Source organism: Streptomyces hokutonensis, assembly GCF_000376565.1.
GTDB classification, from domain to species: domain Bacteria; phylum Actinomycetota; class Actinomycetes; order Streptomycetales; family Streptomycetaceae; genus Streptomyces; species Streptomyces hokutonensis.
The window spans coordinates 306,331-331,061 of the sequence record NZ_BARG01000033.1 but is presented as its reverse complement, the minus strand read 5'-3'; the positions used below and the strand labels follow the sequence as shown (position 1 = coordinate 331,061).

At 71.0% G+C, this 24,731-nt stretch carries 26 protein-coding genes; 7 read left to right on the top strand and 19 right to left on the bottom strand.

The features are described 5' to 3' along the window. Positions 1–4 precede the first annotated feature (4 nt). The 4 genes from SSP08S_RS20805 to SSP08S_RS20790 are packed head-to-tail and all read left to right on the top strand — an operon-like array spanning position 5 to position 3,506. On the top strand, positions 5–970 hold the full coding sequence (locus SSP08S_RS20805) for an ABC transporter permease (RefSeq protein WP_019069558.1): 966 nt from the start codon (positions 5–7) through the stop codon (positions 968–970). Beyond that, the gene (locus tag SSP08S_RS20800) at positions 963–2,009 is read left to right on the top strand and encodes an ABC transporter ATP-binding protein (protein WP_019069557.1); all 1,047 of its coding nucleotides are present in this window, start codon (positions 963–965) and stop codon (positions 2,007–2,009) included. The genes SSP08S_RS20805 and SSP08S_RS20800 overlap by 8 nt, the downstream gene beginning before the upstream one ends. Positions 2,010–2,032: 23 nt before the next feature. Continuing rightward, entirely contained in the window at positions 2,033–3,007 is a 975-nt protein-coding gene (locus SSP08S_RS20795; protein WP_019069556.1) for an ABC transporter ATP-binding protein, read from the top strand. A 34-nt stretch (positions 3,008–3,041) separates the two neighbouring features. After that, positions 3,042–3,506 (top strand): DUF5990 family protein, encoded by a 465-nt coding sequence (locus tag SSP08S_RS20790; protein ID WP_102133383.1) that lies wholly within the window; start codon positions 3,042–3,044, stop codon positions 3,504–3,506. A gap of 7 nt (positions 3,507–3,513) precedes the next feature. Here SSP08S_RS20790 and SSP08S_RS20785 read toward each other — a convergent pair whose 3' ends face one another. The 7 genes from SSP08S_RS20785 to SSP08S_RS20755 form a co-directional block, all read right to left on the bottom strand. Next, entirely contained in the window at positions 3,514–5,238 is a 1,725-nt protein-coding gene (locus SSP08S_RS20785) for an LCP family protein (RefSeq protein ID WP_019069554.1), read from the bottom strand. A gap of 187 nt (positions 5,239–5,425) precedes the next feature. Then, on the bottom strand, positions 5,426–7,180 hold the full coding sequence (locus SSP08S_RS20780; RefSeq protein WP_019069553.1) for a hypothetical protein: 1,755 nt from the start codon (positions 7,178–7,180) through the stop codon (positions 5,426–5,428). Positions 7,181–7,340: 160 nt separating this feature from the next. Next, entirely contained in the window at positions 7,341–8,987 is a 1,647-nt protein-coding gene (locus SSP08S_RS58210; protein ID WP_158697185.1) for a serine/threonine-protein kinase, read from the bottom strand. A 113-nt stretch (positions 8,988–9,100) separates the two neighbouring features. Beyond that, on the bottom strand, positions 9,101–9,982 hold the full coding sequence (locus tag SSP08S_RS20770) for a PhzF family phenazine biosynthesis protein (RefSeq protein ID WP_019069552.1): 882 nt from the start codon (positions 9,980–9,982) through the stop codon (positions 9,101–9,103). A gap of 71 nt (positions 9,983–10,053) precedes the next feature. Beyond that, on the bottom strand, positions 10,054–10,494 hold the full coding sequence (locus SSP08S_RS20765) for a VOC family protein (protein WP_026178685.1): 441 nt from the start codon (positions 10,492–10,494) through the stop codon (positions 10,054–10,056). Between the two features lie 124 nt (positions 10,495–10,618). Further along, on the bottom strand, positions 10,619–11,089 hold the full coding sequence (locus SSP08S_RS20760) for a VOC family protein (RefSeq protein WP_026178684.1): 471 nt from the start codon (positions 11,087–11,089) through the stop codon (positions 10,619–10,621). Between the two features lie 73 nt (positions 11,090–11,162). Next, complete coding sequence (locus SSP08S_RS20755) at positions 11,163–11,435, bottom strand: hypothetical protein (protein WP_019069549.1); 273 nt, start codon at positions 11,433–11,435, stop codon at positions 11,163–11,165. Here SSP08S_RS20755 and SSP08S_RS55600 point away from each other — a divergent pair. After that, positions 11,425–11,784 (top strand): TetR-like C-terminal domain-containing protein, encoded by a 360-nt coding sequence (locus SSP08S_RS55600; RefSeq protein WP_019069548.1) that lies wholly within the window; start codon positions 11,425–11,427, stop codon positions 11,782–11,784. The two genes, SSP08S_RS20755 and SSP08S_RS55600, sit on opposite strands and share 11 nt — an antisense overlap. A gap of 78 nt (positions 11,785–11,862) precedes the next feature. Here the strand turns inward: SSP08S_RS55600 and SSP08S_RS20745 are convergent, their stop codons facing one another. Next, complete coding sequence (locus SSP08S_RS20745) at positions 11,863–13,608, bottom strand: hypothetical protein (RefSeq protein WP_019069547.1); 1,746 nt, start codon at positions 13,606–13,608, stop codon at positions 11,863–11,865. A 185-nt stretch (positions 13,609–13,793) separates the two neighbouring features. Next, positions 13,794–14,777, bottom strand: coding sequence for a hypothetical protein (locus tag SSP08S_RS20740; protein ID WP_158697184.1), 984 nt, complete (start codon positions 14,775–14,777; stop codon positions 13,794–13,796). A gap of 158 nt (positions 14,778–14,935) precedes the next feature. On the opposite strand from SSP08S_RS20740, the gene SSP08S_RS20735 reads away from it, so the two are divergent. Both SSP08S_RS20735 and SSP08S_RS20730 read left to right on the top strand, forming a co-directional pair. Continuing rightward, entirely contained in the window at positions 14,936–15,739 is an 804-nt protein-coding gene (locus SSP08S_RS20735; RefSeq protein WP_019069545.1) for an SDR family NAD(P)-dependent oxidoreductase, read from the top strand. A gap of 50 nt (positions 15,740–15,789) precedes the next feature. Further along, the gene (locus SSP08S_RS20730; protein WP_019069544.1) at positions 15,790–16,539 is read left to right on the top strand and encodes an SDR family NAD(P)-dependent oxidoreductase; all 750 of its coding nucleotides are present in this window, start codon (positions 15,790–15,792) and stop codon (positions 16,537–16,539) included. Positions 16,540–16,545: 6 nt separating this feature from the next. Here SSP08S_RS20730 and SSP08S_RS20725 read toward each other — a convergent pair whose 3' ends face one another. From SSP08S_RS20725 to SSP08S_RS20680, 10 genes are all read right to left on the bottom strand, one after another. Continuing rightward, a complete protein-coding gene (locus SSP08S_RS20725) occupies positions 16,546–17,598 on the bottom strand; it encodes an MBL fold metallo-hydrolase (RefSeq protein WP_019069543.1) in 1,053 nt (350 codons plus the stop codon). Beyond that, a complete protein-coding gene (locus SSP08S_RS20720; RefSeq protein WP_019069542.1) occupies positions 17,595–19,127 on the bottom strand; it encodes a class I adenylate-forming enzyme family protein in 1,533 nt (510 codons plus the stop codon). Before SSP08S_RS20720 ends, SSP08S_RS20725 begins: the two co-directional genes overlap by 4 nt. A 48-nt stretch (positions 19,128–19,175) precedes the next feature. Then, complete coding sequence (locus SSP08S_RS20715) at positions 19,176–19,526, bottom strand: EthD family reductase (protein WP_019069541.1); 351 nt, start codon at positions 19,524–19,526, stop codon at positions 19,176–19,178. A 9-nt stretch (positions 19,527–19,535) separates the two neighbouring features. Beyond that, positions 19,536–19,916 (bottom strand): nuclear transport factor 2 family protein, encoded by a 381-nt coding sequence (locus SSP08S_RS20710; RefSeq protein ID WP_019069540.1) that lies wholly within the window; start codon positions 19,914–19,916, stop codon positions 19,536–19,538. Next, positions 19,913–20,263, bottom strand: coding sequence for a nuclear transport factor 2 family protein (locus SSP08S_RS20705; protein WP_019069539.1), 351 nt, complete (start codon positions 20,261–20,263; stop codon positions 19,913–19,915). The genes SSP08S_RS20710 and SSP08S_RS20705 overlap by 4 nt, the downstream gene beginning before the upstream one ends. Positions 20,264–20,398: 135 nt before the next feature. Beyond that, positions 20,399–21,025 carry a TetR/AcrR family transcriptional regulator gene (locus SSP08S_RS20700; RefSeq protein WP_019069538.1) on the bottom strand — a complete coding sequence of 209 codons (627 nt, stop codon included), beginning with the start codon at positions 21,023–21,025 and terminating at the stop codon, positions 20,399–20,401. A gap of 123 nt (positions 21,026–21,148) precedes the next feature. Then, entirely contained in the window at positions 21,149–21,964 is an 816-nt protein-coding gene (locus tag SSP08S_RS20695) for an enoyl-CoA hydratase/isomerase family protein (protein ID WP_051105948.1), read from the bottom strand. Then, a complete protein-coding gene (locus tag SSP08S_RS20690) occupies positions 21,961–22,737 on the bottom strand; it encodes an SDR family NAD(P)-dependent oxidoreductase (protein ID WP_019069536.1) in 777 nt (258 codons plus the stop codon). The genes SSP08S_RS20695 and SSP08S_RS20690 overlap by 4 nt, the downstream gene beginning before the upstream one ends. After that, the gene (locus SSP08S_RS20685) at positions 22,734–23,510 is read right to left on the bottom strand and encodes an SDR family oxidoreductase (protein ID WP_019069535.1); all 777 of its coding nucleotides are present in this window, start codon (positions 23,508–23,510) and stop codon (positions 22,734–22,736) included. Before SSP08S_RS20685 ends, SSP08S_RS20690 begins: the two co-directional genes overlap by 4 nt. Further along, positions 23,507–24,721: an acyl-CoA dehydrogenase family protein gene (locus tag SSP08S_RS20680; RefSeq protein ID WP_019069534.1), complete on the bottom strand. Its 1,215-nt coding sequence runs from the start codon at positions 24,719–24,721 to the stop codon at positions 23,507–23,509. Before SSP08S_RS20680 ends, SSP08S_RS20685 begins: the two co-directional genes overlap by 4 nt. Between the last annotated feature and the right edge of the window lie 10 nt (positions 24,722–24,731).

The window sequence follows — 24,731 nt, the reverse complement described above, 5'->3', positions numbered from 1 at the left end:
AGCCATGCTCCAGTTCATCGTCAAACGCTTCGCGTCCGCCCTGCTGGTGATGTTCGCGATCAGTGTGCTGGTCTTCCTGATCTTCTTCGCCACACCGGGAGTCGACCCCGCCGCGCGCATCGCGGGCCGCAACGCCGACCCGGCCACGCTCGCCCAGGTGCGGCACTCGTTCGGCCTCGACCGTCCGATGCCCATCCGCTATCTGCTGATGATGCGGCACCTGTTGATCGACCGCGACCTGGAGTCGTTCGTCAACCGCGGCTCCCGCGTGATCCCGCAGATCGTGCAGGCCACCCCGGTGACCCTCTCCCTCGTCATCGGCGCCGCGTTGATCTGGATGACGGCCGGCATCATCATGGGCACGGCAGCGGCAGCCCTGCGCGGCAGGGCGGCCGACCCGCTGATCATGCTCGTCGGCGTGGTCGGGGTCTCGCTGCCGGCCTACTGGCTCGGCGAGGTCGTCAACCTCATCACCCAGAAGCAGCTGCACAGTTCGGTGTTCTCCTGGGTGCCGCCGCCGGGTTACGTCGGCCTCGACCACCCCGGCCAGTGGGCCCTGCACCTCCTGTTCCCCTGGCTGACGCTCGCGCTGCTGTACGCCGGGATCTACGCCCGGCTGCTGCGCGGCGAGGTCGTCGGCGCGCTGAACGAGGACTACGTCCGCACCGCGCGTGCCAAGGGCCTCTCCGAGCGGCGCATCCTGATCCGGCACGCCCTGCGCTGCTCGCTGATCCCGATCGTGTCGCTGTTCGGCCTGGACTTCGGCGCGCTGGTGGGCGGCGCCGCGCTGCTCACCGAGGTGGTCTTCGGCCTCCCCGGCATCGGCAAGCTCACCTTCGACGCCCTCCAGAACCTGGACCTGCCCGTGATCATGGGCACGGTCCTGTACGCGGCGTTCTTCGTCGTCCTCGCCAACGCCCTGGTGGACATCCTGTACGCCCGACTCGACCCGAGGGCCCGCCATGCCTGACCAACCCCTGCTGGACGTACGCGACTTGAGGGTGTCCTTCCGCACCCGCCGAGGCTCCGTCACGGTCGTCGACGGCCTGTCCTTCTCGGTGGCGCCCGGTGAAATCCTGGGCGTGGTGGGCGAGTCGGGCTCGGGCAAGAGCGTCTCGATGCTGGCCGTGCTCCGCCTGCTGACCAGTCCGAACGTCACCGTCGAGGGCGAAGTCCGCTTCCGTGGGCGGGACTTGCTCGCCCTGCCCGACAAGGACATGCGGGCGGTACGAGGCCGGGAGATCGCCATGGTCTTCCAGGACCCGATGACCGCGCTCACGCCCGTGTACACCGTGGGCTGGCAGATCGCCGAGCAGATCCGGGCGCACGAGAAGGTCTCCCGCAAGGAGGCCCACGCGCGTGCCGTCGGTCTCCTCTCCGACGTCGGCATCCCCGACGCGGCCTCGCGCGCGAACGCCTACCCGCATGAGTTCTCCGGCGGCATGCGGCAGCGCGCGGTCATCGCGATGGCCCTCTCCTGCGGCCCCGCGCTGCTGATCGCCGACGAGCCGACCACGGCCCTCGACGTGACGGTCCAGGCCCAAATACTCGACCTGATGCGGGAGTTGAACACGGAGGGCTCGGCCGTCGTCCTCATCACGCACGACATGGGCGTCATCTCGCAGATCGCCGACCGGGTCCTGGTCATGTACGGCGGCCGGGCGGCCGAGGAGGGCCCGCGCCGGGCGGTGTTCCACGGACCGCGGCACCCGTACACCTGGGGACTGCTCGACTCGGTGCCCCGCGTGGGCGGGCCCCGGCTGCGGCGGCTGCCCACCATCGCGGGAATGCCGGTGGCGCCGGGGGACCTGCCGGAGGGGTGCGCGTTCGCGCCCCGGTGCCGGTTGCGGCACGAACAGTGCGCGGAGCGACCGCAGTTGAGGGACTTCGCCGGCAGCGCGCACCGCGATGCCTGCTGGCTGCCCGACGACGACCGCGCCGCGCTGCGCCTGACCGCACGGGCCGCGGCGACGGACGTACCGGACCTGGAACGAGAGGCGACACCGTGACCGCGCGAACGACACCGTCAGAGGTGCTGCTGCGCGCCTCCGACGTCACCAAGCACTATCCCCTGCGCGCCGACGGGTTCTCCCGGCACCGCAGGGTGCTGCGGGCCGTGGACGGGGTGTCGCTGGAGGTGCGCGGTGGGGAGACGCTAGGCATCGTCGGCGAGTCGGGCTGCGGCAAGTCGACGCTCGGCCGCTGTCTGGTCCGGCTCACCGAACTCACGGGCGGGCGGGTCGAGTTCGACGGCCAGGACATCAGCACCCTGTCCACGCGGCGGCTGCGCCCCGTACGTCCCGGGATGCAGCTGGTGTTCCAGGACCCGCAGGCCTCGCTGAACCCGCGCCGCCGCGCCGGGGACATCGTGGCGGAGCCGCTGCTCGTGCACCGGTACGGCGACGCCGCCGCCGTGCGCCGTCGGGTCGCCGAGCTCTTCGACGTCGTAGGGCTGGCGGCGGCCCATCTGGACCGCTATCCGCACGAGTTCTCCGGTGGGCAGCGGCAACGCATCGGTATCGCGCGGGCGTTGGCGACGAACCCGAAGCTGATCGTCGCCGACGAACCGGTGTCGGCGCTCGATGTGTCCATCCAGGCACAGGTGTTGAACCTGTTCGCGGATCTTCAGGAGGAGTTCGCGCTCACGTACGTCTTCATCGCGCACGACCTCGGGGTGGTCCGGCATGTGTCGGACCGGATCGCGGTCATGTATCTCGGGGAGATCGTCGAACTCGATGAGACGGAGGCCCTGTACAAGGAGCCGGCGCATCCGTACACGCAGGCGCTGTTGTCGGCGGTCCCGGACATCGACGACGGTGCGGACGCGCCGCGCCGCGAGCGGATCGTGCTGACCGGTGAGGTGCCCAACCCGGTGGACAAGCCGACGGGATGCCCGTTCCGCACCCGCTGTCCTTACGCGCGTGAGCTCTGCGCCACGGAACGGCCCCGGCTGACTCCGACGGCCTCCGGTCGTCACACCGCCTGCCACTTCCCCTTGATCGACTGAGGGTACGGAGGGCGGGCGCGGCATGATGGCCCGTATGCACCTCCGCATCGACGCCGTCGACCTGCCCGGCCGTACCTTCCCCGCCCCCGCCGGCAAGCCCGTCCCGACGTACGACGACGTCCACGTCGCCGTGCAGCGCCGGGACCGGCCTGCCGAGCTGCTCGATCCGCAGCCGGGGGACGCCGCGTCCGCGACCTGGACGCTGGAGTGCGCGGCGGAGGTCACGCCGGACGGCGTCGTGGTCACCGGCCCCTATGTGCAGCACCGGATGGGCCTGCGGTTCGTCTATCTGTCCTGGGGGACGGTCGACGGGGACGGTGTCTTCACGATGTTCCGGCGCGCCAAGCTCATGCTCGACTCCGTGCCCGCCGACGTGCTCGCCGCCGCCGCGCGCGACGGCCTGCTGGTGGGCCGTCTCGGCCTGACCGACGCGAACGGCGGCCCGCTGTGCGCGCGGGTGGATCCCCCGCGCATCACCTGGACCGCCGCCGCGCGTTAGCCGTGGGTCAGGACGCCGAGTCCTTCTTGTTCGTCGCCGCCCGGTACGCCTGGGTCGGGGTCATCGCGACGCCGTTGAGGCTGACGGTCTTGTAGGGGCTGACCTCGGCGCACTTGGACTGGTCGGCGGTCGCGGCCTTGGCGTTGCTGGTGGCCGCCTTGGTGTCGGCCGGGGCCGGGGACGAGGAGCCGCCGGGGAGCGTCGTACCGCTGGGCCAGTCCGTGCCGATGACCAGGGTCAGGCCGGTGCCGGTTCCCTGCTTGAGGTGCGAGGAGGAGAGGCCGATCGCCTTGGCCACGGTCTGGGCCTCGGCCTTCAGTCCGGTGCCGTAGGTGAGGGTGGTCGTGGTCGCGCTGACGGAGGCGTTGCCGGTGGTGGTGCCGGAGCTGAAGCCGCCGTCTATGAGGCCGGTGGCGACGGTGGAGGCCCGGCCGCTGATGCTGGTGCCGTTCTCCACCGTGACGGCGATCTTCGCGGCCGGTACGGCGACCGCCGTGGCGGTCGCGGTGGCCGCCGCCGACTTCTTGCCGGACGAGCTGGTCAGCGACTGGTCGTTGGCGATCGTCGCGAACAGGCTCTTCGCGGCGGCGGCGGGCACGACCCGGTTGGCGTTGGCCGGGTCGGCGCCGGTCTGCATGGTGGTGAAGGTCATGCGCTTCGTCGGCACCTTGTCCAGGTCCGCGGCGAGCCCGATGAGCTTCTTGACGGTGCCCAGGCCCGTGTCGACGGTGAGCGCCTTCGTGGCCGCGTCGGCCAGGTTGTAGACCGCCGAGGGGTTGGTGAGGGTGCCTGCGCTCTTGAACTTGCGGATCATGGCGCTGAGGAAGATGTGCTGGGAGACGGTACGGCCGAGGTCGCTGCCGTCGCCGAAGCCGTGCCGGGAGCGCACGAACTCCAGTGCCGCGGTGCCCTTGAGGGTGTGGGTGCCCTTGGCGAGCTTCAGGTGCGAGTAGGTGTCGTAGACGTCGGCGTCGACGCACACCGAGACACCGCCGACCGCGTCGGACATCTTCACCACACCGGAGAAGTCCATCTGCACGAAGTGGTCGATGGTGATGCCGGTGAGCGCGTGCACGGTCTTGACCTGGCATTCCTGCCCGTACTGGAGGGCGCTGTTGATCTGCCCGTAGTAGCCGGACGTCGACTGGCCGCTCTTGGGGTCCTTGCAGGCGGGGACCTGGGTCATGGTGTCGCGGGGGATGCTCATCACGGTGGCGTTGGAACGGTCCGCCGAGATGTGCACCACCATCTCCACGTCGGCGTTGCCGTTCCCGGACTGCACACCGGTCGTCGAGCAGCCGCCGCCGAGCTTGCAGTCGGTCGTACTGGACCGGGCGTCGCTGCCCATCACCAGGAGGTTGATCGGAGTGCGGCCGAAGGCGTCTGCCTTCTCCTTGCCGCCCGCGCCGTCGTCGATCGGGACGCTGTTGATGTTGCCGTTCAGGTGCTCGTAGAACCACCAGCCGGCGCCCGCGGTCACCATGATCACCACCGACAGGGATATCGCGCTGATCTTCAGCACCCGCCTGCCGCGCGGAGGCTGTTTGCGGCGCGAGGCGGCACGGCCGGCCGCGCGGGATCCGCCGCGCGGTGCCTGGCGGGCCGCGGCGCGGGAGGCGGCCCGGCCGCCGGTGGGCAGCGGCTCGTCGGCCTCACCCGCCCGCGGTCTGGGCACCCCTCGTGTGCGGCTGCGCGTGGCGTGGCCCACGGGGCCGTCCCCGAGGTCGGTCATCTGGCACTCCCACAAAACGGTCGGGCCGTTCAGGCCGTCGGTGCTGCGGCCAGGGGCGCGCGGCCATGTCAGGTCGGACGAGACGGGGTTCCCACCTCGCTTGCGTGGTTGCGCAATATAACAATCTCAGATGAGAACACCGCAGGGGCTTTCTCATTTACGGACTTTCATTTTGCGTCAAGGTCGGTCAACTGGTCGGAATGCGGGCGGTGGTGATGGTCATCGGGGTACCGGTGACGGCGATGAGATAGAAGCGGGGATGCGAGCCGCCCGGCACCCGCCTCAGGCCTCCGGGCGGCTTCACGACATACGTCGCCGAGGCGTGCGGGGCGAGGGACCGCGGGCCGCCGGAGGCGGTCCACCAGTCGGAGGCGCCCTGCCCGAGGCGGCTGGCGAAGTGGGGGGTGAGCCGGGTGCCGGTCGTGTTGACGACCCGGGCGACGAGCTGCGTGATGTCACGGTGCCCGGAGCGCTCCACGATGTCCGCCGTGACGTTCATGCGCAGCGGCGGCGGACTGGCCGCCGCGATCGTCACACACACGACGGCGGGCGCGAGCAGCCCCGCCGCGAGCACGGCCCGGGCCGGGCGTGCGGTCAGGCGCGGGATGCGGGGCTGCCAGGCCGAGGCCAGCGCGGAGGCGGGGACGGTGGCGGCCGCCGCGAGCCACAGCGGGGTCATCATCAGGAAGTAGCCGTCCTGGGACCGGGTGGCGAGGTAGAAGCTCAGCCAGGGCAGCACGGTGATCGCCGGGCCGAGCCGCCGCACGAACAGCAGGGTGGCGGCGAGCAGGCCGAACAGGAGCAGGAGACTGCCGTAGGAGTAGTAGTCGAGGTGCCTGCTGCCTGCGGTGAAGTAGTACGAGATCCCCATCAGGCCCTGGCCGTGCAGGATCGCCTTCTGGGTGATCGGGAGCAGCAGTCCGTGCAGCCAGCTGGAGAAGTCCTCGGCGGCGAAGTAGGCGTTGATCGCGGCCCAGGTCAGTGCGGCGGTGCCGGTGTAGCGGGCGATCACGCCGAGGGCGAGCCGGGGGCCGAGGTCGCCGCGGCGGACGGCGTAGAGGCCGACGAGGAGGAACGGTGTGAGGAACCAGGCGAGTTGCTGGGTGGCGCAGGCCGCGCCGAGGCAGAGGGCCTGGAGCACTCCGGGGAGTCCGAGCCGGCCGCCGGCTCCGGTGTCGGGCCACCTGACCACCACCGGGATGAGCAGGACCAGGGCGAGGACGGCCGGGTAGCCGGAGTAGGCGTAGCCGGGGAGGAAGCCGAAGCCGAGGCAGACGGCGGTGGCGGCGGACCGCCAGGGGGCCGGGAGCAGCAGCCACAGCAGGACGGCGCCCGCGAGGAGCGCGCCGGTGGTGACGAGGGTGGCGGCGGCCGTGGAGTGGATCACGGCGTGCACGGGGGCGGCGAGCAGCGCGGTCAGCGGCGGGTAGCCGTAGGTGTAGTCGGCGCTGCCCGACATGGTCTTGGTGATGCCGACGGACGAGGAGTCGAAGAGCCAGGGCCAGGGCTGGCCGTAGACGGGGTGGCCGTGCAGGATCTGGTTCGCGGCCTGCGCGGTGAGTACGCCCTCGTCGGTGCCGGCGTGGTTGAGCCAGTAGCCGCAGAGCACCAGGACGACGGCGAGCACCAGGACTCCGGCGTCGACCCTGGTCAGGGCGCGCCGGGTGCGGGTGGTGAGGGTCAGGACTCCGGCGACCAGGATCCCCGCGTAACAGACGGAGATGATCCCGGCGACGGGCGGACGGGAGGTCATCGCCCTGGTCCAGGCGTCGCGGGTGCCGATGAACAGGCTGATCGTGGCGATCAGTGTCATCCCCCGGTGCAGCTGCTGCGGCGCGGCGGACCCGGTGGTGAGCGGCCGGGTCAGCGGCGGCCCGGCGGTGGCGGGCGCGTCACGGCGCCGCAGTCGCAGACCACCGCCGGCGCGGGGACCGTCATCCATGGCGTCCTTCTCCTCCTCGTTCCGCCCTCGTCGGTCGGCGGTTCACGTCGGGGCAACCTCTACTACATGTCGTAGAGGTGAAAGGAGCCGTCGAGGTTCATCAAGGGAAGGGAAGAGCTGGGCAAGAACCGCGGATCACATCGGCAGTGACCGGCCCCTGTCAGTTGGTCGGCAGTTCCGCCGCGATGAAGCGCTCGAAGCCCGCGTGGAAGGCCGTGCCGCGCGGGTCGGTCGCGCTGTAGTGGAAGGCGGCCAGCCCGCAGCCCCGCGCGTCGAAGGCGACGCCGGTGTAGGAGGCGACCCGGGTGCCGTTGACGGCGAGTTCGACCTTGATCCGGCCCGCGCCGGCCGGGGAACAGGTCATCGACATGTCGACCTCCTTCCCGGTCTCCACTTCCAGGCCCAGGTCCGCGAGGTCGACCTCGACGACCCGGTCGTGCTGGAAGGCGCCCTTGTACCTGAACTCGCGCACGATCAGGGCTTCCTGATCCGTCGTCAGATAGGTGGCCCAGCGGGAGCCCTTGCGGTAGTCCCCCGAGCCGTCGCACCACAGCCCGACCCCGCCCTCACCGCCGTACCACTCCGTCTGGGTGCTCAGCCGTACCGCGAACGACGACGGTTCGAAGGGGGCCTGTGGCCACACCTCCAGTTCGGACTTGGGATCCACGAGCATGGTCCCGCCCTGGTGCGTGATCCTCGCCAGGGTCGGGTCCTTGTACGACCAGTCGCCCGAGTCGGTCAAGTCGTCGGTGTACGTGAGGGGTTGGGGGTTCGTGGAGCTCCCGGAGCTGTGGGTCTGCGGGGCCGATCCCCCCGAGGTGGTGCTGAGCACGATCGCGAGCAGTACGGCCACCGCGGCGCTGCCGGCCGCGAAGCCCCACAGGCGTAACTGTTTGGCGCTTCTGCCGGGGGAAGCGCCAGGGCCGGCCGCGGGAGCGGAGCCACTGCTTTCGCCGCCGTTTCCCGGTGGTGGCGTGCTCGTCTCCGTGCGCGCTTCGTCCGTCGCCTCCGCCGCTTCCGCGAGCCTGGTGATGAGTTGGGCGGCGGTGGGGCGTTCCGCCGGGTCCTTGCGGAGGCAGTCGGCGATGGCCGAGCGGACCGGTTCCGGTACCTCTGTGAGATCCGCGTCGCGGGTGGACACGGCGACCAGCACCTCGTAGTCGCTCTCCCCCTCGAAGGGATGTCTGCCCGTGGCGGCGAAGTAGAGCGTGCCGCCGAGGGAGAACACGTCGGTGGCGCTGGTGACGCGGAGCGACTTGACCTGCTCGGGTGACATGTAGGCGGGTGAGCCGAGCACGCTGCCCGGGGTGGTGAGCGCGGACTCCAGCAGGCGGTCGTCGCGGGCGATACCGAAGTCGATGATCCGCGGTCCGTCCGGGGAGAGCAGGATGTTGGACGGTTTGATGTCGCGGTGCACGACTCCCGCCCGGTGCACCTGTGCCAGCGCGTGTGCGACGGCCAGTGCCAGGGACTGAAGCCGGCCCGAGGACAGCGGGCCGCCCGCGGTCACATGCTGGTGGATCGTGGGGCCCGGGACGAACTCGCTGACGATGTACGGGTGTCGGCCGGTGAGGTCCGCGTCGAGGACCCGGGCCGTGGCCAGTTCACCGACCCGGCTCGCGGCGCCGAACTCCCGGCGCACCCGGGCGAGCGCGACCTCGTCGTACTCCTTGCCCGGCAGCAGGAACTTCACCACGACCTGCTGTCCCGCCCGGTCCCGCGCGAGCCACACCACGCCTTGTCCGCCGCGGCCCAACTCGCGCTCGCAGACGTATCCGCCCACCGACAACTGCATTCGCGGATCCATGTCCACGCCCCCAGCCCCGCCCCCGACATGGCTGTCGTTCAGCGTATCGGCTCGCCGGCCGCCGAACACCGGGGACGGGCGGACATGTGCACCGCGTCGTGGCAGCCGGTGCTTCAGCCGATGTCGATGCGTGCTCCCGCGCCGGCGACGCGGACACGCGGGTCGCCCGCGCGCAGCGTCACGGTGAGTTCGCCGGGGCGGCCCAGGTCCTCGCCCTGGTGCAGCGTGAGGACGGAGTCCTCGGGGACCAGGCCGAGTTCACGCGCGTACGCGCCGAACGCGGCGGCCGCCGCGCCCGTCGCCGGGTCCTCGACGACGCCGCCGACGGGGAAGGGGTCACGGACGTGGAAGACCGTGGCCGACTCCCGCCACACCAACTGGACCGTGGTCAGGTCCAGTTGGTGCATCAGGGCTTCGAGGCGCCCGAAGTCGTAGGCGAGATCCGTGAGTCGGGCGCGGGTCGCCGCCGCGAGCACGAGATGGCGGGCGCCGGCGAAGGCGATACGGGGCGGGAACGCGGGGTCGAGATCGGCTCGCGGCCAGTCGAGCGCGGCGAGCGCCTCGTCGAGATCGGCGTCGGTGATCTCCTCGGTGTGCGGTTCGACGCTGGTGAGTGTGGCCCGGAGCGTCCCGTTCTCCTCGGTCACCTCCACGGGTACGGTGCCCGCGCGCGTCGCGAACACCAGCTCGCCCGTGCCGATCCGTTCGGCCAGTGCGACGGCGGTCGCGACGGTGGCGTGCCCGCAGAACGGCACCTCGGCCTTGGGGCTGAAGTACCGGATGCGGTACGCCCGCCCGTCCGGACCGCCGAGGCCCTCCGGGGGCGCGGTCAGGAACGCGGACTCCGAGTATCCGAGCTCGGCGGCGATGGCCAGCATGTCGCTGTCGGCCAGGTCGGTGGCGTCCAGCACGACGCCGGCGGGGTTTCCGCCGGAAGGGTCGCTGGAGAAGGCGGTGTAGCGCAACACCTCGGGCCGGGGCTCGTTCGTCGTCATGGTCGTGGCAACGCGGGGCGGGTTCCCGACCATTCCCGGGCACCGCGCCGGTTCACCGTGCGCCCTTCTTCTCAGCCCAGTTGCTCGGCCAGTCCGACGATGATGCCCTCCGGGCCGCGGACGTAGCAGAGCAGGTAGATGTCCTCGAACCGGGCGATCTCGCCGAGGAGTTCGGCGCCGTGCGGGCGCAGACGGGCGACGGTGTCCTTGATGTCGTCGACGGCGAACATGACGCGGTGGGTGCCCAGGATGTTGTGCGGCCGGTCGCGCGGCCCGTCGCTGATCGCCTCGGGGCTGCGGTACTTCGCGAGTTCGAGCCGGCTGTGGCCGTCCGGGGTCCGGAGCATCGCGATGTCGCAGTGGACGCCGTCGAGTCCGGTGCACTGGTCGGCGAAGAGGCCCTGGACCTCTCCCCTGCCCTCCAGCTCCATTCCGAGTTCCACGAAGAACGCGACGGCGGCGTCCATGTCCTCGACGACGATGCCGACGTTGTCCATCCGCTGAATCGCCATGCCGGTTTCTCCCTCTTCCTTGTGCGGCCGGTGGTGACCGCTGCCGTCCCTGGGACGGAGTCGATGGCCCGTTCTCGACATACTCGGGCCACCGGACTCCGAAAGAGGGGTGCGACTTCTCGGGTCAGGCCCTGGCGTCGGCATCCTGCGTGGCGGCAGCGAACTCCTCGGGTCCCTGCTCGGCCGCCGCCGGGTCCATCCACATGACCTGCCAGCCGTGGCCGTCGAGGTCGTAGAAGCTGCGTGAGTACATGAAGCCGTAGTCCTCGGCGCCGTCCACCTCGGTGCCGCCCGCCGCGAGCGCTGCGGCGCTGACCGAGTCGACCTCCTCGCGGGAGGACACGCTGAAGCAGTAGAGCGCCAGCGTGTGCGTGGTGGGATCGGCCAGCGGCAGCTTCGCGAACTCCGCGAACTTCTCGCGGGTGAGCAGCATGACGAAGGCCTGCTCGCCGACCAGCATGCAGGTGGCGGTCTCGTCGGTGAACTTCGGGTTGAAGCTGAACCCGAGCTTGGCGAAGAACGCCTTGCTGCGCTCCAGGTCCAGCACGGGGATGTTCAGGAACAGCATGCGGCCGGGGTGTGCGGGAGTGGTCATGATGGGTCTCCGGTCAGTGGCTCGATGATGTACGTCCTGGTAGACCGGCCCGGTCGGCAAAACTCATCGGTGCTCATCGATGCCGCTGTCGGACGGCGACGGCCCGGAGCCGCGCGTTGCGCGCGTCGATCGCTTCCTGCGTGGAGGGCATGATGAGTTCGCCGCCGTCCCTGACACTGTTCTGGGCGAACTCGGCGTAGGGGCGCTGGCGTTGCTCGTAGCGCTCGAACGCGATCGTATGATCGCCGCCCGCGGCTTCGAGTTCCTCGGCCAGGAAGTGGGCGCCGCCGAGGGCCAGAGAGGTGCCGCGGCCGGAGAGCAGGGCCGCGCTGGAGTTGGAAGACACCGGGGATCTGCGCCACGACCTGGTCGACCACCTGGTGGCGTTGGCCGAGCTGCTGTCCACGACGACCGGCCGCGCCATGCAGCGCGTCATCCAGTCCGCACGGGAGAATCCCGAGGTCGCCCTGCCCGTCGACCGGATCTTCGAGCGGCGTCCGGCCCGGCTCCAGCAGGTCGTGGACACCGCCGCGGCACGGGGTGAACTGCCGCCGGTCGACGGCTACTTCCTCGCCGAGCTGCTGACCGGCCCGGTGCACCTGTACGTCAGCCGCGGTCTGCGCCCCTTCACCCGCGCCGGGGCGGAAAGGATCACGGACGTGGTCCTGGCCGGGCTGCGGCACGCGGCCGGCTGACATCCGCCGCCGACAACACGCAAGCGGGTGCCCGGCCGACGAGCGTCGGCCGGGCACCCGGTGTGTCAGAACCGCTCGTCACTTCTTGACCACGGACTCCACCCAGCTGATGAAGTTCGTCGTCGCGTCTCCGGTGCGCTCGGCCATGGTGTGCGCCTTGGCCCACACCGTGGCGAAGTCGACGTCGCGGATGCCGTAGTTCCGCAGCGCCAACCGGAGGTTGATCTCGGTCGTGTTGCCCGTGTCGCCCTGCATGATGCCGGTGCGGATGCGCCAGTGCCGCGCCACCTTCGACTGCCGGTAGCCGGCGAAGGCGGGCGAGAGGAAGTACAGCGGGTTGTAGGCGTCGCCCCGCCAGGCCATGTCCTTGCCGACGCTGTCCTTCTTCGCGAAGTCGGTGTCGTAGGCCGCGGCGCCGTAGGCGGAGTCCCAGTCGGAGTATGTGGCGTACGTCGTCTCGTTCGCCTTGACGACGTCACGGGTGAGCGGCGCGAAGTGGGACGGGACACCCAGCCCCATCGCGAAGACGCTGTTCTCGCCCTGCCCTCGGGAGACCCCGTCGAACGCGCCGACCGGCTTGTTCGCGTTCTTCTGGCTGCCCACGAAGCCTTCGAGGCCGGACACCGTCGCGGTGTTGGTCGTGGCGTCGTAAGTGACCCAGGTACTGCCGGTGTTGAGGTAGGCGATGTAGTCGTCGACCGTCTCGTACGTGGTCGAGGTCCCCGTCTGGCCCGATCCGGGCGGGCCGCCCTGGGTCGTGATGGTGTACGGGAAGGTGTTGTCCGACAGGAAGTTGTTCAGCGAGGTGGTGATCACCTCGATCAGGTGGTCGTAGTAGCTGCCGGCCAGGTACGTGCCGCTGCTGGACCCGGTCAGCTCCAGGCGCCTGCCGTGCTCGTCGCGCAGCCCGAGGCGGTTGAGGTACTTGGGCCAGGCCTTCGCGAGGTCGGCCGAGTAGGCGCTGGTCCAGGTGGTGGACGCGCGGGTGCCGGTCGAGGCGAACTGGCCCATGTTCCACTCGTAGGACAGATTGGCCTCCGCCAGGTTGGTGATCGGGCACCAGGCCATGACGCCGGCGACCGCGTCGCTGAGGGGGCGGCCCTGGGCGTCCTCCATCGCCGCGCCGATCGTGCGCAGGTACGGGTGGTACAAGGGGCTGTCACCGGACGTGCCCGCCACGGTGTCCTGGGCGCCGCCGCCGCTCATGCCGAACAGGACGATGTCGTCCGTGCTGCCGGGCAGGACGCTCTCGTTGTACCGGAGGAACCGGATCGCGGCCTTCAGGTCGGTCACGCCCCAGGGCGCCGCGTCGGAACGGGTGCTGGTCGAACTGTCCCGGCCGCGCAGACCCGGCCACACATAGACGAGCCCGGCCGCGAGGTACTGCGACACGCTGCTGTAGCTGTAGGACGTGGCCGGCGCCTGCTGGGCGTAGCCGGGGGTGTTGACCGGGATCACGATCGGCGCCGTGCCTCCCGAGTACTGGCCGACGGTGCCCTTCCGGTTGAGCTTCGCGGTGTACGTGGTGCCGTCGCTGTTCGCGGTGGCCGTCAGATAGGCGCCCGGCACATAGATCGACAGGTTCTCGTAGTCCGTCGCGGCCGGGTTGGCGACGTACACCTTGCCGAGCTGGTAGTACACGTCGTTGGTCGCGTCGTACGACCAGGCGGTGGGATCGAACTCCAGCGAGTACGCCGAGGACGTGGTCGACGAGCTCTTCGACGAACTGCCCGATGACGAAGTGGCGGCGAAGGCCGTGCCCGCCGCGCCCTCGGCGACTCCGAACGCGGTCATGGCCGCGACGCCCGTGGCGCTCCGGATCACAGTTCTACGGTTGACGTCCACCCGTGGACCTCCTTGTACAGCTGGTTGCGTGGTCACAGCCGTACGCACCCAGCGCCTCGGCGACATCGCGGGCAGGTTGGGCGGCGTGCGGCTCGGTCGCGTCCCAGACTGTCGGTTGGGCCCCAGGATTGTTAACAATTTCGATGATAATTCTGTTAGAAGTGTTACGGCAGTGATTCCTCCGCCTCCGCGACCAGTGCGGTGATCGCCGCGCGCAGGGCGGCCAGTTCGGCCGGGGTGGGGTCGGCCGGTTCGTGCGGTACCAGCGCGGCGGGGGTCACCACGGGCGTGGCGCCCTCGGGGCCGGGCGCGGCCGCCGCGCGGGCGAGGAGTGGGCCGTTGTCGGGTGGCGGGGTGCCGAGTCCGTCGCCGAGCCTGCGCAGTGCGGCGGCGAGCGGGGGCCGGGGGAAGGGGAAGTCCGCCTGGAGCAGCTCGGCCTGCAGTGTGTGGTCGTCGCCGCGGAAGTCCAGCGCCCAGTCCTCCCAGCCAGGCAACGGCCAGTCGTGAATCCCGGCCACGGTCTGCACCGCCCAGAGCGAGACGGTGCGGGTCCCCGGGTCGAAATGGACGCCCCCGTACGGCATGTCGGTGAGCCCGGGAGTGGCCGGCGACGCGGCGAGATGGTCCATCAGGCCTCGGCCGCCCGCGAGGTGTTCGACGGGCTCCCAGTCGCTGCCCCACCCGCGAACACTTCCGTCGGGCAGGCGCAGGGAGGCGACGGAGTGGGGCTCGCTGTACTCGGTGTGCGCGAACCCGACGGCCTCGAAGGTCTCGAACCAGCCCGGCGTGCGGGTCAACTCCCGCCCCAGGCCCAAGTGTTGGGTCAGATCGCCCATGCCGTCGTGCGCGAAGCGGACGTCCCAGCCGGGCCAGGTCCCGGCCAGTACGGCACGGGCGGCGAGGTGGTCGGCCCAGCCGTCCACGAAGGCGAACCAGAGCAGGATCCGGCGGTCGTGGTCGACGAGCACGGCGCCCTCGCACCACACGTCGTCGAGCCATTCGCCGGTCTCCCGGTGGGCGCGGAAGCTGCGTGTCGCCGCGGCCGGACCGGGCAGCAGATCGTCGACCACCCGGTTCGCGCCCCAGTGCGAGTAGTACCGCTGCCAGGCGCCGTTCTCGACCACCACGTACTGCGCTCGTGCTCCCATGACCGGCGAGGTTAGCGCCGCCGGGTGACAGTGGCGCGACCGGGAGGACCGGAGGTGGATCCGCCCGGAGCCTTGTCGCCGGTGCCTCGCGAATCTAGACTCACAGAAAATGAAGCTAGTTCAGTTCAGGTTGCGTGATGTGCGCTGGGAGCGGATTCATGACGGGTTCCTTGGACGGCAGGACCTGCCTCGTCACCGGGGCGGGCCAGGGCATCGGGCGGGCGATCGCGGTCCGCATGGCCCGGCAGGGCGCCTCGGCCGTGGCGGTCGCCGACCGGACCGGGGAGACCGCCGCCGAGACCGCGGAACTGGTGCGTGCCGCCGGCGCGCGGGCCGAGGTGATCGTCTGTGATCTGCGCGTCCGCGACAGCATCGCCGACATGGTGACGCGCACGGCGGAGCGCTTCGACGGTCTCGACGTCCTCGTCAACAACGCCGGGGTCGTCGAGACCGCGTTCACCGCCGAGCCGGACCGTGGCGTCGACACCCTGCCCGAGGCCGTCTGGGACGCGGTCTACGAGGTCAACCTCAAGGCGGTGTGGCTGACGACCAAGTTCGCCGCGCCGTATCTGCGCCGCTCACGGCGCGGGCCCGCCATCGTCAACACCGCCTCCGTGTCCGGCCTCACCGGCTTCCCCAACGCGCCGGCCTACGGCGTCACCAAGGCCGGTGTCGTCCATCTGACCAAGGTCACCGCGGTCGATCTCGCCCCGGTGCGCTGCAACTGTTTCTGCCCCGGCGTCATCGACACACCGCTCGCCCAGGCCTACTTCGCCGCCGCGGGGGGCCGTGACGCCATGGAACGCGAGCTGACCGCACCGCAGTTGGTGAAGCGGCTCGGCCGCCCGGAGGAGGTCGCGAAACTGGCCTGCTTCCTGGCCTCCGACGACGCCGCGTTCATCACGGGGTCGTCGTACGTCGTCGACGGCGGCGCGCTCGCCTGGCTCGGCGTCCGGAACTGAGCCTGCGCGCACTGCATGTGACACACCATCAGCAAGCGAGAGGGGTTCCGATGCAGTCGAGGCTGGCCGGGAGGGCGGCGCTGGTGACCGGTGCCACGGGTGGGATCGGCGACGCCGTCGTACGACGGCTCGCGGCCGAGGGCGCGGCGGTCGTGGTGACCGACCTCGATGCCGAGCGCTGCGAGAAGCTCGCCGCGGAGGTCGGGGGCGGCGCCCTCGGTATGGCCCTGGACGTCTCGGACGAGTCGGCGTGGCGTGATGTGGTCGCCGCGGCGACCGCCGCCCGGGGTGAGCTGTCCGTGCTGGTCAACAACGCCGGGATCGCCTCGATGAACACGGTCGAGACCGAGACGATGGAGTCCTGGGAGCGGGTTCTGGGCGTGACCCAGACCGGGGTGTGGCTCGGCATGAAGTACGGCGGCCCGTCCATCGAGCGGTCCGGCGGCGGCTCGATCGTCAACGTCGCGTCGATCTTCGGCACGGTCGGCGGCTTCGGCGCCCAGTTCTCGTACCACGCGGCCAAAGGCGCCGTACGGCTGATGACGAAGAACGCCGCGCTGCACTGGGCGAAGCGCGGTGTCAGGGTGAACTCGCTTCACCCCGGCTTCATCGAGACACCCCGGTCGCGCGAACTGTGGCGCGACACACCCCGGTTGACCGCGATGCTGGAGGGGACACCGCTCGGCCGGCTGGGCACGCCCGAGGAGGTGGCCGCCGCCGTTGCCTTCCTCGCCTCCGACGACGCGAGCTTCATGACCGGGTCCGAGCTGTACGTCGACGGGGGCTGGACCGCGCGGTGAGCCGCTCTAACCCGTGGTCGCCGTATACCTGTCGACCCCGTCGGACTCCGTGCGCCGGGCCCGGCCGCGGGCCACCAGCACGTCCAGGTGGGCCGCCGTCTCGTTGACGGCGAGCATCCGGTCGAAGACGCCGAGATCGGCGAAGGAGACCCTGCGACGGGTCCACCCCAGTTCCTGCGCCACCTCGTGCGCGGTGCGCGTGCGGTCGCCGAGGGCGGCCCGCGTCTCGGTGAGCCGGTCGTCGTGGTGGGCCAGCAGCTCTCCGACCCGGGCGTGCACGCTGTCGCCGACCGGGCCGTGCGCGGGCAGGAGTTGGGCGTCCGCGAGAGTGGTCATCAGGTGGAGCGAGTCGAGGTAGTCGCCCAACGGCAGTGCGGGACCGCCGAGTTCGAAGCCTATGGACGGGGTGATGTGCGGCAGGACGTGGTCCCCGGAGAACATCAGTCCCCGTTCCCGGTCGAGGTAGACGACATGGCCCTGGGTGTGGCCGGGCGTCGGAACGACCGTCAACCGGACGTCCCCGAAGCGGAGTTCCTCCGCCGTCAGCCAGCGGTCGGGGGCCTCCCAGACGGTGACGTCGAACTCACCGCGGTACGTGGCGAGGACGCGCTCGGCGAGGTCGTGGGCCCCGGCCCGGCGCAGCGTCTCCAGCGAGCCGACCGGCGCGTCCGTGCGCAACTCCCCCAGCAGCTCGAGTCCGCGCCGCTCCCCCGCGCCGAGGTGGACGCGGGAGCCGAGCAGCCTGCGCAGTTCGACGGCCTGGGTGTAGTGGTCGCGGTGGATGTGGGTGACCAGGATGTGGTCGATCTCGCCGAGATCGTGGCCGAGTCGGGCCAGGGCGTCCTCAAGTGCCTTGCGGGACTCGGGAATCGACCAGCCCCCGTCGATCAGGACCAACCCCTCCGTGAGCCCTTCCAGCGCGTAGACGTTGACGGCCCGCAGTCCGTCCTCCGGGAGCGGGAGGGGGATGCGGTGGACCCCGGGTCGTACGGTCTCGGGTCCCGACTGTGCCCAACTACCGCGGTCGAGGCGGGGAGTGGGGGTCGTGGGGAAGGTCATGCATCTCCTTGGCGGTGCTGCTCGGGGTGCACGGCGATTCCCGCGTGCAGTTCGTGGGCGAGCCTGCGGGCGCCCGAGCGGTCGAGCTTGCCCACAGTGGTCTGCGGCAACTCGCCCACGGTGAAAGCGAATTCGGGCCACTTGGCCTTGGACAGGCCGGTGCGGGCGAGGTGTGCCCTGATCTCGTCGAGGCCGAGTTCACCGCTGCCGTCCTCGACCACGACGAGCACGGCGGCCCGTTCGCCGAGGAGCGGGTCCGGTACGGGGGCCACACAGGCGCGCGCCACCGCCGGATGGGTGGCCACGGCGCGCTCGATCTCGGTGATGTCGAGGTTGCGTCCGCCTCGGATGATGACGTCCTTCTCCCTGCCCATGATGGTGACGGTGCCGTCCTCGCCGGTCACCAGCAGGTCGCCGGTGGGGAAGAAGCCGTCCGGGGTGAGGGCCGGCGGTTCGACCTTGCCGTCACGGGCGTAGCCGAGGAAGAGGGAGGGGCCGCGGACCTGGGCCCGGCCGGTCGCCCCGGGGCCGAGAGGGGTGCCGTCCGGGGCGACGGCCCTGAGGTCGGTGCCGGGGAAGGGCCGTCCGTCACGGCCGAGGCGGATCTCCTCGGGGTCGTCGGGCCGGGGCGAGGTGTGCCCGAGACACTCCGACATGCCGAAGACGCGCAGGATCCGTGTCCCCAGGGAGCGTTCGGCGCGGGCGAGGGCCCCGCGGTCCATGGGGCCGCCGCCCACGGTGATCGCGCGGACACCGTCCAGGACCTTGGAACCGGCCGCCGCCGAGCCCATCTGGAGGGCCATGGTGGGCACGCACATGGTCCACCGCACGTCGTGGACGGCCATCCGCGCGAGTGCCTCCTCGCGGTCCCAGCGGCCGGACAGGACGAGCGGGCCGCCCAGCATGAGCGCGAGGCAGACCCCGAAGCAGTAGGCGGCGGTCGAGGAGAGCGGGACGACCGCGGCCACCGCGTCCCCCTCGCGCAGTCCGTTGACGTCGACCGTGCGGGAGCACGCGTACCGCAGGGCGCTCTCGGACTGGACGACGCCCTTGGGCCGGCCGGTGGAGCCGGAGGTGAGGCCGATGAGACTGCCGCCGGACCAGCGGGAGACGTCGCGCGGGCCGAGTCCGGCGCGGACCGTCCAGCCGTCGAGCGCCTCGGCGGTCACCGCGTCCGGCAGGGCGGGGACGGCGTCCCACTCCTCGATCGCGGACGGTTCGGCGACCAGGACGTCTGGCCGGATGTCCGCCACCGCGGCGGTGAACTCGGCGCGGGTCGTGTGGCGGTTGAGGAGGGCGAGGACTCCACCGGTCATCCCGACGGCGAGGGTCGCCGCGACGGTGCGCCAGGAGTTGTCGGCCTGGAGGAGCACGGTGCCGCCGGACGTACCGTTCGGGGTCATCGCGTCGGCCAACTCATGTGCACGCAGCAGGAGTTCACGCGCGCCGTGCGGCCCCTGGTCGTCGACGACGGCTGTGAAGTCGGCCTGTTCGGATCGGTCCTGGAACTCCCGTACTGTCTGTCGCATCCGCTTCCTCGCCTCGTTGCGAAGGGGGCGCTCCGGGTCGGCCCCGGGTCATGCCCCGGTGTGCCCGGTCCGCTGCGCCGGGTCCGCGTACATCTCCGACTCGCCGCCCATGACGGCGATCCGGCGTCCGCGCATGTCGCCGACCTGGGCGACGGCGGCGGCCCACTCAGGACTGTCCAGTGCCTTGCGCAGGTCCTCGGCGGTGTCGAAGCCCAGGACGGAGAGACCGTCCCAGCCCTCCGAGCGCGGTTCGAGGGCCGCGTCGATATCGGTGTGCCGCCAGGACCTCAGTCCGGGCAACTGCCGGGTGAGTTCGGCGTGTTCGCCGCGCCACCAGCCGATGAACCGTTCGTGGGTCCACTCGGGCGGCCGGGCGGCCAGCAGAACGAGGTTGTACATCGTGTCTCCTCAGGTGAACAGGACCGCGGGCGAGCGCCCGATCAGCAGGTGCCGCACCCTGCCCGCGTCGTCCAGCCGGGCCGAGGCGACGAAGGTCGCCTCCGGTACGCCCGCCCTGCGCACCTCACCGAGGTACAGCTCGTCCCGGCCGACGACGGATCCGGTGAGCAGGTGGTGGGTGCGCGTGCCCACCTCACGCTGGGCGAGATAGCCCTCCATCTCGGCGCGGCCGCCGTGGAAGTCGGTGCCCGCGTCGCCGCCCGTGGAGAACAGGATGGAGAAGGAGAAGTCGTCGCTGATCAGGTCGAGGATGCGGTCGGCGTCGTCACTGTCCAGGATCCCGAACCACGTGGTCAGGAAGGGGGCGGCGGACGTGGCGGGCGCGCTCACGGCCGGTCCACGAGGTCGAAGTCGGGGGTGAAGAACGACTGGTAGCGCGCCATCAGCCCGCCCGGCGACACCCGCACGGCGGACAGAAAGGCCCCGCTGGTCACTCCGCCGTCGACGACGAAGCCGTACGCCGTCTCGACGTCGCCGTCGACCGAGTAGCGCACGATCTCATGCCTGCGGTCCACGGCGTTCCGCCCGGCGAGGTAGCCGGCGAAGTCCGCGCGGGACGTACCGGACCGCCCGCCGCCCGGGAGCGCGATCAGGAAGCGGAAGTCGGGTTCCAGGAGTTCGAGGGCCTTTTCCGGGTCCTGGCCGTCCATTCTGGCCATGTATTCGCGAAGCACCATTGCCGATCGCTCTCCCTCAGCGTCACTTTCCCAGCATCATCAAAAGAGCTTTCCCAGGATCATCAAACAACCTGAGTTCAGTTCAGTTTGACTGTAGGACGGCCGCCCCGCCGCCGACAAGGGGCGGGGCGGAGACTATTCGGCGACCATCCGCACCACGCATCCCTCGATCATCTCGCTGATCTCCGAGAGGGGGATCGCGCCGGTCGGCCGGTACCACCGCCAGACGCTGACGATCATGCCGAGGACGGAGAGGCCGAGGGTGTGCGCGTCGCGGAGCGGGAAGGCGCCCTTCGACATGCCGCGCATCAGCAGGCTCGTCCAGTCCCGCTCGACCATCTGCACCAGCTGGCGGGCCGCGACGCGCTCGGTCTCCTCGCGCTTGGACTTCCGCGGGGTGGCGAGCAGGGACATGTTGGCCTGGAGGATGCGCATCTGGCGGATCTCCTGCTCGGTGACGGCGAACGCGGACCGCACCGCCGCGCGCACCTCCTCCACCGGGTCCGTCTCGTCCTTCGTGGCCTCGACGAACTGGTCGTGGGAGCGCTGGAGTTCGAGCCGCATGATGGTGAGCAGGCAGTGGGCCTTGGACTCGAAGTAGTGGTAGAGGGCGGTCTGCCCGATGCCGACCCGGTCGGCCACCTCCGACCACTTGGTGTTCTCGTAGCCGTCCTCGCCGAACCGCTCCACGGCTGCCACGAGGATCGCGCCACGCTTCGACCGGGGCCCCTCCTCCGGATCCACGATCCGTGCCCTCGCCATCGTCTCTCCCTCTTCTCCACGGCCGGTACCCGTCGCCGTCCGGTCGTCCGAGAGTAGACCCAAGTTCAAGTCGGCTACGAATCGAAGATCGGCCGGGGATTCCGCGGACTCGGTTCGCGTAGGTCACCGGACCGCGCGACCCCGGGCTCCCGAACCACCCTCGCACCCCGCGAAATCGGCCGGGCGCCCCGCCAGGAATGCCGCCACGCCCTCGCGGCCCTCCCCGGACACCGCGGCGGCGGCCAGCCGGCGGGCCTCGTCGTCGAGGTGTTCGTCCAGATCCGTGGAGAGTGCCCGCCCGACCAGCCGCCGCGTCGCCCCGTACGCCGCCGTCGCCCCGCGCGCCAGCGTCCCCGCGGTCCGTACGGCTTCCTCGTACAGCCGCTCCGGTGCGACGACACGGCTGACCAGGCCCATCCGCAACGCCTCGGCGGCCGGTACGCGCCGGTTGGTCAGGAGCAGGTCCACCGCCTGCCGTGGACCGACGAGCCGGGGCAGCGACCAGCTGACTCCGGCGTCCGGCGTGTACCCGATCGCGGTGTACGCGGCGGTGAAGCCGGCGTCGCTCGCCGCGAGGCCGATGTCCGCCGCCCCCACGAGCCCGAGCCCGGCGCCCGCGACCGCCCCCTGCACGGCGACCACCAGCGGGGCGTCCAGCCCGGAGAGGATCCGCAGCGCCTCGTGGAGCGCGTCGGTCACGTCGGTGAGGTGCGCCGCGAGACGCTCCCCGGACAGCGCGGCGAACTCCTTCAGATCACCGCCCACACAGAAGGACCGCCCCCGCCCGGTGAGCAGCACCGCCCGGGCCTGCCTCCGCTCGCACTCCAGTGCGGCGTCCCGCAACTCCCGGGCCGTCGCCAGGTCGATCGCGTTGCCCGACCCGCGGCACAGCTCGACCCTGGCCAGACCGTCGCCGTCGACCTCGACCGTGACCCTCATCGCGCCGTCCACCCGCCGTCCACGGTGAGCACGTGCCCGGTGCAGTACGAGGACGCGCCGGACGCCAGATAGAGCAACGCCCCGTCCAGTTCGCCCTGTTCACCGCCCCGCCCCAGCATCGTGCCGCGCTCGACCCAGCGCCGGGCGCGCTCGTCGGAGAAGAGTTCGTCGGTCATCTCGGAACGGAACCAGCCGGGCGCGAGCGCGTTGACCCGTACCCCCGACGGCCCCCACTGCCCGGCCAGTTCACGGGTCAGTCCGACAAGTCCCGCCTTGGAGGCGGCGTAGGCCGCGCCCCCGAGCGGAGCGCCCGAGACCAGCCCCAGGACGGACGAGACGTTCACGATCGACCGCGTCGTACTACGGCAGTCGCGCCGCGGAGCCTCCGCCAGCAGCCGCGCGAGGTGGAAGGGTGCCACCAGATTCACGGCCAGTACGTCCGCGAAGTCGTCGGCGCTCTCGTCCTCGGCGCGCACGGCTCCGGACATGCCGGCGTTGTTCACCAGCACATCGACCCGTCCGGTCTCGTCGAGCGCCGTCTCCATCAGCCGTACGCGGTCCTCCTCCCGCGAGACGTCGCAGACGGCGGGATGGATCCGCGGATCCGTGTCGGCGAGGTTCTTGAGCCTCTCCAGCCGGCGGGCGGCCGCGAAGACGGTGGCGCCCGCCGACGCGAGCACCAGGGCGAACCGGGCCCCGAGCCCGGACGAGGCCCCGGTGACCACGGCGGTCCGGCCGTGCAGCGAGAACAGGTCGGCGATCGCGTGGCTCACCCCTCCACCCCGATCGGCAGCACGGTCGCCCCGCCGTCCAGCACCAGCGTCTGCCCCGTCATCCAGGACGAGGCCCCGGACGCCAGGAAGACGGCCGCGTGCGCCACGTCCTCCACCGTCCCGAGTCTGCGCAGTGGCAGCTTCGCGGTCAGGATCGGCTCCCGCGGCTCCCATACGGCCCGTGCCAGCTCGGTCTTGATCAGTCCGGGCGCGATGGCGTTCACGCGGGCCGTCGGGCCGAGTTCGTAGGCGAGTTGGCGGGTCAGGTGCAGCATGGCCGCCTTGGTGGCGTTGTACCAGCCGATGTGGGGGTCGACGACGAGTCCGCCGACGGAGGCGATGTTGACGACCGCTCCCCCGTGCTCCCGCATCCACGCCCGCCAGGCGCACCGGGTCCAGGCGATCATGCCGTACTGGTTGACGCGTACGGTCTTCTCCGCGCGCGGCAGGTCGAGGTCGAGGAGATCGCCCATGTAGGGGTTGGTGGCCGCGTTGTTGACCAGGACGTCGAGTCGGCCGAAACGGGACACGGTCTCCGCGACGCAGCGTTCGGCGTCCTCGGGCTCGCCCGCGTTGGCGACCACCTCGTGGACCTCGCCGTCCCCCTTGGTCCGCAGCAACTCCTCGCGCGCCGCGGCCAGTCCGTCGGCCTTCCGGGCGGCGATGACCACATGGGCGCCCGCCTCCCGGTACGCCTTGGCAATACCGAGGCCTATGCCTCTGGAACCGCCCGTGATGACGGCGACCCGGCCGTCCAAGACCTGTCCGTTCACGCCGACTCCTCCTGATACTTGGCCAGTTCACGCCGCGCGACCGTCCGCAGATGCACCTCGTCCGGCCCGTCCGCGATCCGCAGTGCCCGGGTGATGGCGTACAGCCGTGCCAGTACCGTGTCGTCGCTGACCCCCGCGGCTCCGTGTGCCTGGACGGCCCGGTCGACCACCCGGTGCGCCACCTCCAGCGCGGCCACCTTGATCGCGGCGACCTCGGTACGGGCCGCCGCGTTGCCCCGGGTGTCCATCAGCCAGGCCGACTTGAGGACCAGCAGCCGCAGCTGCTCGATCTCGATCCGGCTGCGGGCGATCCACTCGCGGACGACGCCCCGTTCGGCCAGCGGGCCTCCGAAGGCGGTGCGGGTCAGTGTCCGGCGGCACATCAACTCCAGTGCGCGTTCGGCGAATCCGACGGCCCGCATGGCGTAGTGCATCCGGCCGGGGCCCAACCTCCCCTGCGCCAGGGCGAATCCGTCGCCCTCGCCGCCGAGCATCGACGACACCGGGACCCGCACGTTCTCGAAGAGCACGTCGCCGTGGCCGCAGCGGTCGGTGTAGCCGAACATCGGCAGATCGCGCAGCACGGTGATCCCGGGGGTGTCGCGCGGAATCAGCAGCATGCTCTGCCGCCGGTACGCGGGCGCGTCGGCGTCGGTGACGCCCATCAGGACGATCAGCCGGCAGTCCGGGTCGAGGATGCCCGACGTGTACCACTTGTGGCCGTCGACCACGTACTCGTCGCCGTCGCGGGTGATGCGCGTACGGATGTTGCGGGCGTCCGAACTGGCGACCTCGGGCTCGGTCATGGCGAAGCAGGAGCGGATCTCGGCGGCCAGCAGCGGTCGCAGCCAGCGGTCCTGTTGCCCGGGTGTGCCGAAGAGGGCGAGGAGTTCCATGTTGCCGGTGTCGGGGGCGGAGCAGTTGAACACCTCGGGGCCGATGATCGAGCGTCCGGCCAGCTCGGCGAGCGGCGCGTACTCGAGGTTGGTGAGACCGGCGCCCCAGGTACCGTGCGCGAGGAACAGGTTCCACAGTCCCTCCGCGCGCGCCTTCTCCTTCAACTCACGCATGACGGACGGCAGTTCGTGCGGGTCGGCCGCCTCGGCGAGCTGGCGGTCGTAGACGTCCTCGGCGGGCAGTACGTACTCCGCCATGAACGCGGCCATGCGCGAGCGGAGTTCGTCGGCCTTCGGCGAGAGTCCGAAATCCATGGTGTCGCTC

Coding starts and splice junctions, on each gene's coding strand:
- SSP08S_RS20720 (WP_019069542.1), bottom strand. CDS start 19,127: ATGCGACAGACAGTACGGGAGTTCCAGGACCGATCCGAACAGGCCGAC.
- SSP08S_RS20715 (WP_019069541.1), bottom strand. CDS start 19,526: ATGTACAACCTCGTTCTGCTGGCCGCCCGGCCGCCCGAGTGGACCCAC.
- SSP08S_RS20785 (WP_019069554.1), bottom strand. CDS start 5,238: ATGACCGACCTCGGGGACGGCCCCGTGGGCCACGCCACGCGCAGCCGC.
- SSP08S_RS58210 (WP_158697185.1), bottom strand. CDS start 8,987: ATGGATCCGCGAATGCAGTTGTCGGTGGGCGGATACGTCTGCGAGCGC.
- SSP08S_RS20800 (WP_019069557.1), top strand. CDS start 963: ATGCCTGACCAACCCCTGCTGGACGTACGCGACTTGAGGGTGTCCTTC.
- SSP08S_RS20790 (WP_102133383.1), top strand. CDS start 3,042: ATGCACCTCCGCATCGACGCCGTCGACCTGCCCGGCCGTACCTTCCCC.
- SSP08S_RS20700 (WP_019069538.1), bottom strand. CDS start 21,025: ATGGCGAGGGCACGGATCGTGGATCCGGAGGAGGGGCCCCGGTCGAAG.
- SSP08S_RS20695 (WP_051105948.1), bottom strand. CDS start 21,964: ATGAGGGTCACGGTCGAGGTCGACGGCGACGGTCTGGCCAGGGTCGAG.
- SSP08S_RS20770 (WP_019069552.1), bottom strand. CDS start 9,982: ATGACGACGAACGAGCCCCGGCCCGAGGTGTTGCGCTACACCGCCTTC.
- SSP08S_RS20735 (WP_019069545.1), top strand. CDS start 14,936: ATGACGGGTTCCTTGGACGGCAGGACCTGCCTCGTCACCGGGGCGGGC.
- SSP08S_RS20740 (WP_158697184.1), bottom strand. CDS start 14,777: ATGGGAGCACGAGCGCAGTACGTGGTGGTCGAGAACGGCGCCTGGCAG.
- SSP08S_RS20680 (WP_019069534.1), bottom strand. CDS start 24,721: ATGGATTTCGGACTCTCGCCGAAGGCCGACGAACTCCGCTCGCGCATG.
- SSP08S_RS20765 (WP_026178685.1), bottom strand. CDS start 10,494: ATGGCGATTCAGCGGATGGACAACGTCGGCATCGTCGTCGAGGACATG.
- SSP08S_RS20705 (WP_019069539.1), bottom strand. CDS start 20,263: ATGGTGCTTCGCGAATACATGGCCAGAATGGACGGCCAGGACCCGGAA.
- SSP08S_RS20780 (WP_019069553.1), bottom strand. CDS start 7,180: ATGGATGACGGTCCCCGCGCCGGCGGTGGTCTGCGACTGCGGCGCCGT.
- SSP08S_RS20805 (WP_019069558.1), top strand. CDS start 5: ATGCTCCAGTTCATCGTCAAACGCTTCGCGTCCGCCCTGCTGGTGATG.
- SSP08S_RS20725 (WP_019069543.1), bottom strand. CDS start 17,598: ATGACCTTCCCCACGACCCCCACTCCCCGCCTCGACCGCGGTAGTTGG.
- SSP08S_RS20760 (WP_026178684.1), bottom strand. CDS start 11,089: ATGACCACTCCCGCACACCCCGGCCGCATGCTGTTCCTGAACATCCCC.
- SSP08S_RS20730 (WP_019069544.1), top strand. CDS start 15,790: ATGCAGTCGAGGCTGGCCGGGAGGGCGGCGCTGGTGACCGGTGCCACG.